This window comes from Methanocalculus sp. (genome assembly GCF_029762515.1).
Lineage (GTDB): Archaea > Halobacteriota > Methanomicrobia > Methanomicrobiales > Methanocorpusculaceae > Methanocalculus.
This window is the reverse complement of the sequence record NZ_JARVGN010000130.1, coordinates 1-5,409: the sequence shown is the minus strand read 5'-3', so window position 1 is coordinate 5,409 and position 5,409 is coordinate 1. Positions and strand designations below refer to the sequence as shown.

Here is a 5,409-nt window from a genome sequence, read left to right as displayed (position 1 = left end):
CGAGGCGCAGAAGAATGTCGCCATCTCGATTGCACACCAGTGCATCGATGTCTTAAAAGGCGGGGCCGCGAAGTATGTCGTGAATGCGCCGATGATCCCAACAGAGCTCCAGGAGACGATCGAGCCGTATGCCCGGCTTGCCGAGAAGATGGGGCGGCTTGTCTCCCAGATTGTCAGCGGCGCAATAACAAAGGTTGAGGTGACCTATGCAGGCGATCTCATCGAGATGCGGCAGAACCTCAAGTTTGTGACCCGGATGGCGATCAAAGGCATCCTTGACCCGGTTCTCCAGCGGCCGGTCAATATCGTGAATGCCGAGTTCGTTGCACGGGAGCGGGGGATCGCCGTTGCCGAGACGATGACCGAGGAGTCTCACGGATTTAAGAACCTAATCAGCATCACTGTCCGGACAAAAGACGGCGAAGAGACGATCAGCGGATCGGTCTTTGGGAAGAAGCGGGTGCGGATCGTTGAGATCGGCTCGTTCACGATGGATCTCGTTCCCGAGGGCTCGGTCGTCATCTCCCGCCATGTCGATCGCCCCGGCGTCATCGGGCCTGCCGCAACGGTCCTTGGCAAACAATCAATCAATATTGCCGGGATGCAGGTCGGCCGGGTGAGTGCCGGTGAAGAGGCGCTCATGGTGCTGAATGTGGACTCGGATGTTCCCGAGAATGTCATGGACGAGCTGAGGGCGGTCCCCGGCATCATCTCGGCAACATTTGCAACGCTGTGAGGACGGAACCGTAAACAGGGAAGAGAGCTCTAGTGGATCATACATATCACTGGAGCAAAAACCAATTCTTTTATACTGCAAAAGCCAATATCGTAAGGTCGCAAGGCATTGGGCTCGTGGTCTAGCTGGTTATGACGTCGCCTTGACATGGCGGAGGTCCTGAGTTCGAATCTCAGCGGGCCCATCTTTCTTTTCTGATTCTAAGGCTTTAAAATCCATAATCGTTTTTTTTGCAGGTTTAGTCATAGATCTTAGCAGTTTATCTCCCTATCAAAAGGAAGTGGAAGAATCTTGAATATATGTTGGATAACCAAGGAAATGACAGAAAGAGAGGCGATCACAGACTTCTCGTTCAAGCTGAAGATCTAATAACCTATAAAGTTACTGAAGGATCAGAAGCTTGATCAAAAAACTAAATCATAGTTTGGTCGGTCACGCTTCTCTTCGGTGTTTGTGTACAGAACAGAGAGAAGAGGGCGAAAACACACTCCCAGCATATCAAGGAGAACAGTAGAAAAAGATTGTTACCTTGTGTAGAAATGCGGCGATATTCATCCTTAATTGCTAAATTAAAGAACGTTCTCATTGAATATTAATCGATACCGCACCACTAAGTACTTACGAGGGTAGAGGTTAATCGAAGTTCTCTATAAATACAAATTAAATGTGAAATGGTTTTGTTTAACTTGTAATACCAAATACAAATGTTGCAATAAAAGCAGATATCATTAGTATAATGAATGCGAGGATGAACCAGCCAATTACAAATATAAACATATGCATAGCATTTGTTTCAATATAAGGGATTTCACCATCATTCATTTTCTTTGTAGTAGTATAAGCATTATAAATTCCATAAACCCAGACAATGAAACTTGGTATCATTAAAAAAAATAACCCAATCACAACACCAATAGGGATAAGAATTCCTTTTTTTATATCACCATTATAGATTTGCCCCAATCCGGGGAAAATAAAAGAACATAACGCTGCAACACCAGGGTTTTTAGATGACATGATAAAACTCCATATTTAATACATATACCATGCGATTATTTTACAGTATCTCCGAAAGGGATCCATGACCTCCACTTGAACTAACGCCTCTTCTTTTCGAACCCCTGTGACAGACCGAGCGTCAGCAAGATTTAAATATTATGGATATCCATTGTATATCCGATGAAGAAAGTTGAGCTGAATCCTGCTACCCGGATCGAGATCGAGAATATTCAGGGATTTCTCATTCGAAAAGTAACTAAATTCGGGAATAGCGCAAAAGTGGACTGCCCCAAGGAATACCTGGACAGAACGGTCTACCTGGTAATACTATGAAACTCAGTGATGCACGATTGTTCAGGACGCTTAAAACACTCGATACATTCGTCGATCGGGCACTGCAACTCCCGTTTAAAGGACCGACACTCTCCGGATTCCAGTATAACCGTGACCTCCTCAAAGCAGCGGTTGCAAATACCTATATCGAAACCGTTGGCAACAGGGCAGATTCACTCCATCTCGCCATCAAGAATGTCACGACATCACACATTGTCTGGGAGTACCGGATGACGGTCGAGCGACTGGGTACACGATTTGATCTTGCCAATAAAAACGTTGTTTTAGCCTTTGATTATACAGAAGAGGATTTTTATGGTGATGTTCAGGGGTTCTGGATACATGGATATACTGGCGAACATGGGGTTACCGGGAAGTTCAAGTTCCTCTCATGCGCCATCATCAATTCTGATATTCCCCAGAAGATTCCTCTCTTATCAGTTCCTGTGCATCTTGGCCATAATATGGCAACAACGGTGACCTGGTGTCTTGCACTGGTTGAACCACTGGTGAATTCTGTTGAACTCACGGTATTTGACCGGGGATTCTTTAGCAAAGATCTGATGCTGACGCTGACACATGCCGAGGTGCCCTATCTGATTTTCGCTCCAAAAAACGATAAAATCAAAAAAGAGATAGAATTGCTGGATATTGGAGAGAAGAAAAAGATCCGATATGAACTCGAGGTCAATAAAGACAAGACGATGTTTCGAGGGGAGACAACACTCGCACTTCTCAAGCAGATATTCGATAAAAAGTCTGAAAAGTCATATGATTGGGCATTTGCTACGAATCAGGAGTCCATTGATCTGGAATATGTTATTCCAACCTACAAGAAACGATGGAGAATCGAAACCGGTTTTCGGGTGCAGGATGAAGCAAGAATCTCCTCGAAATCAAAGGATCCACGAATCCGGTTCTTTTACTTCGCGTATGAACAGGTGCTCCAGCTCCTCTGGATCGTGTTGTACAAAGATGAGGTGAGTTTTAAACAGTTTTTACTGGAGATGTACGAACTCTGCGCTGCTCGATATAAAGAGCCACGATAGGTGCTCGGTTGCCATCTCCATGTCACAGCTGCATGGGGGTGTTGGTCGGTGGATCATCAGGGAGCCATCGATAGGTCGTAACTAAATGCCATCGTGCCGGAAATCGAGGGCACTGTGCCGCTCACTCATTTGTGATCGGAGATACTGCATTTTAAGCTTTGTGGTTAATTAATAGTAACAGGTCAGCACCTTCATCCTCTCACCTCTTTGAATACTATTTAAACAACCACTTTTCTGAAAAATGGGTTATATGAACCAAAGATGATTATATAATAATAAACACATAAATATTAGAGCTATTTTATTACAAAATGTAACGAGAGCCAAACAATGGCATAACTGAACCCTGAAGCGCTCTTCACAATCATTTAGCATTAGGAAGAGATAATCCAAGTCTAGAAGGAAGGTGAGACAACTCAAGGCGCGGATCGCTAGCTTGAACGGCAATTCAATATGAACAGTCAGAACAGCAGCCGTCCTCCTTCCGCAGATGGATTCAAAGAACCTCAAATCGAACGGAAACCGACAAGGAAACGTCCCCGGGATCACAAACGAATGAAACCTTAGTACAGTTTTGAATGAGCGTGTACAGAGCTATTTAAGAAAAATGAAATTTCTAAGGAAAATCAATGCAGGATTCAGTGTTATACACATTACACCGTTTTAATCGATTATATGCAAGTATCCATCCTTTGATTAAACCATATTTTTCAAGTGCAAGAATTGCATAATTCGAACAGCTGGGATAAAAACGACAGAATACATTATTACGTTTATTATATTTTCTTCCAATTTTACCATGCCAAATCTTTCTTATTAGTAAAATTGAAACAAAAGTGAGAGGGTTATTATTTTTCATATTCAATAATTTCTTCAACATAATTTTTTGATCCACAGTTTGGGCACGCACGAATTTTTTCAAGCGTATCCATTGCAGTATCAAAATTGTGGCTACGTTGAGCACTAGCCGAATGATTATAACATGCTGATAGACAACCAGACGCTGCATCAAATTTCATTGATGTCATAATTTGGTTTTCCCTTTCAACTAGAGAATGCCAGACTTTGCCACAGTTATTACAGGTTCTTTTATATTCCTGAATTTTCATTGAAAAACCTCAATTTTTTATCTCATTCTGATTATGATAAAACCATAAATTTGTTTATTTTCCATGAGCCATCTTCAAAAACAAATGGAATTTCTTTACTTTTTGTCATTTTATACCCCCGAAGAGTGTATTTTATATCAACATCCATTTTTGCTTCGTCACCATTTATCTCAGTGTTGATTACCTCATAATCATATAATATAACTCCCACATTATGAGTAAAGATAAATATTTCATTATATATTTGATCTTTTGATTGTTCCTCCTTTGATGATGCTGAAAGCAAATTCCAAATTCCATGTTCATCCATTAGTAAATAAGAGTAGTAATATTTTGAAAAAACTGTATCAATGCTTGGAGGAGGTACTGGGGTGGGTGTAGGCGTAGACACATACGTTTCAACATTATCTGAAAGATGAGGTTCATTTGTGCTATTACTTACACAACCAGCAATCGTTATACTTGAGATACACAAAACAGACAATATAATAAAAAAACCTTTTAAATTCATTAATTTTGGATTGTAGTGAAAGTATTTATGCGTTATCTTTTGAATCTCCATTTTTCGTAGCTATATTAAACAAGATAGAATAATACACATCAGCAACATTATACCGAATTTCATTGGATGAATTCGGAATTGAAAAAGTTCAGTATTTTCGCCAGAATAACAAAAAAATAGATTAAAAGCTCAGATTAGCCCACTCACCATAAACCCTATAAAGGCACTATCTCAGAGAAAAGATGGCCCCTTCAAATGGAACAACCGGTTGCTCCACACGGAATCCCCGATTATGAAAAAAGGAATTATCCCCTGACCGCCGCCACAACAGCCGGCGATCGTGCCCCGTTCTTCAGGTAGATGACGCCGCACTTCTTTGACCTGTTGAGGAGCTTTTGTAGATCGTCGTCATCGATCTCGATCCCGTCGTGGCCGCTCCTGTATACTATCCGGTATCCAAGCTCCACAAGCCGGTCGGTCACCCATGCCGGGTCTTCTGCAAAGAGGAAGGGGTGGATCTCGACGATGATCGCACGGGGGCGGATTGCCATCGATCTGAGTATCTCCACTTCAGATCCTTCGCAATCAAGTTCAAGAATATCGCAGTCCGGGATCTCATCCGGTGAAACATGATCTGCATTCGCAAAATCCCCGCCATAGACATCGATATGCGGGCCAACG

Annotated in this window: 8 protein-coding genes, 1 tRNA gene and 1 pseudogene; 5 read left to right on the top strand and 5 right to left on the bottom strand. The window is 42.3% G+C overall.

All coding sequences use genetic code 11. The annotated features are described in order from the left end of the window. Both QCH34_RS06010 and QCH34_RS06005 read left to right on the top strand, forming a co-directional pair. On the top strand, positions 1-736 hold a 736-nt coding region (locus tag QCH34_RS06010), incomplete at its 5' end, for an ACT domain-containing protein (RefSeq protein ID WP_300331692.1). Between the two features lie 110 nt (positions 737-846). Continuing rightward, positions 847-920: transfer RNA gene (locus QCH34_RS06005), tRNA-Val, on the top strand. Between the two features lie 497 nt (positions 921-1,417). On the opposite strand, the gene QCH34_RS06000 is transcribed toward QCH34_RS06005, so the two are convergent. Continuing rightward, positions 1,418-1,753: a DUF5683 domain-containing protein gene (locus tag QCH34_RS06000; RefSeq protein WP_300331687.1), complete on the bottom strand. Its 336-nt coding sequence runs from the start codon at positions 1,751-1,753 to the stop codon at positions 1,418-1,420. A gap of 162 nt (positions 1,754-1,915) precedes the next feature. On the opposite strand from QCH34_RS06000, the gene QCH34_RS05995 reads away from it, so the two are divergent. The 3 genes and pseudogenes from QCH34_RS05995 to QCH34_RS13315 form a co-directional block, all read left to right on the top strand. Continuing rightward, entirely contained in the window at positions 1,916-2,068 is a 153-nt protein-coding gene (locus QCH34_RS05995) for a DUF2080 family transposase-associated protein (RefSeq protein WP_300331682.1), read from the top strand. Beyond that, entirely contained in the window at positions 2,065-3,117 is a 1,053-nt protein-coding gene (locus tag QCH34_RS05990) for a transposase (RefSeq protein WP_300331678.1), read from the top strand. Before QCH34_RS05995 ends, QCH34_RS05990 begins: the two co-directional genes overlap by 4 nt. 447 nt (positions 3,118-3,564) lie before the next feature. Further along, positions 3,565-3,684: pseudogene (locus QCH34_RS13315) on the top strand (DUF6444 domain-containing protein); the annotation flags it as partial. A gap of 49 nt (positions 3,685-3,733) precedes the next feature. On the opposite strand, the gene yidD reads toward QCH34_RS13315, so the two are convergent. From yidD to QCH34_RS05975, 4 genes are all read right to left on the bottom strand, one after another. Next, positions 3,734-3,976 carry a membrane protein insertion efficiency factor YidD gene (yidD, locus tag QCH34_RS13310; protein ID WP_366898388.1) on the bottom strand — a complete coding sequence of 81 codons (243 nt, stop codon included), beginning with the start codon at positions 3,974-3,976 and terminating at the stop codon, positions 3,734-3,736. Next, on the bottom strand, positions 3,966-4,226 hold the full coding sequence (locus QCH34_RS05985) for a hypothetical protein (protein ID WP_300331675.1): 261 nt from the start codon (positions 4,224-4,226) through the stop codon (positions 3,966-3,968). The genes yidD and QCH34_RS05985 overlap by 11 nt, the downstream gene beginning before the upstream one ends. Positions 4,227-4,257: 31 nt before the next feature. Next, a complete protein-coding gene (locus tag QCH34_RS05980) occupies positions 4,258-4,788 on the bottom strand; it encodes a hypothetical protein (RefSeq protein WP_300331672.1) in 531 nt (176 codons plus the stop codon). Between the two features lie 245 nt (positions 4,789-5,033). Further along, the coding region (locus tag QCH34_RS05975) for an FkbM family methyltransferase (RefSeq protein ID WP_300331669.1) at positions 5,034-5,409 on the bottom strand (376 nt) is incomplete at its 5' end.

Excerpts from the sequence above, each read along its gene's own strand:
- yidD (WP_366898388.1), bottom strand. The coding sequence starts at position 3,976 with ATGAAAAATAATAACCCTCTCACTTTTGTTTCAATTTTACTAATAAGA.
- QCH34_RS05990 (WP_300331678.1), top strand. The coding sequence starts at position 2,065 with ATGAAACTCAGTGATGCACGATTGTTCAGGACGCTTAAAACACTCGAT.
- QCH34_RS05995 (WP_300331682.1), top strand. The coding sequence starts at position 1,916 with ATGAAGAAAGTTGAGCTGAATCCTGCTACCCGGATCGAGATCGAGAAT.
- QCH34_RS06000 (WP_300331687.1), bottom strand. The coding sequence starts at position 1,753 with ATGTCATCTAAAAACCCTGGTGTTGCAGCGTTATGTTCTTTTATTTTC.
- QCH34_RS05980 (WP_300331672.1), bottom strand. The coding sequence starts at position 4,788 with ATGGAGATTCAAAAGATAACGCATAAATACTTTCACTACAATCCAAAA.
- QCH34_RS05985 (WP_300331675.1), bottom strand. The coding sequence starts at position 4,226 with ATGAAAATTCAGGAATATAAAAGAACCTGTAATAACTGTGGCAAAGTC.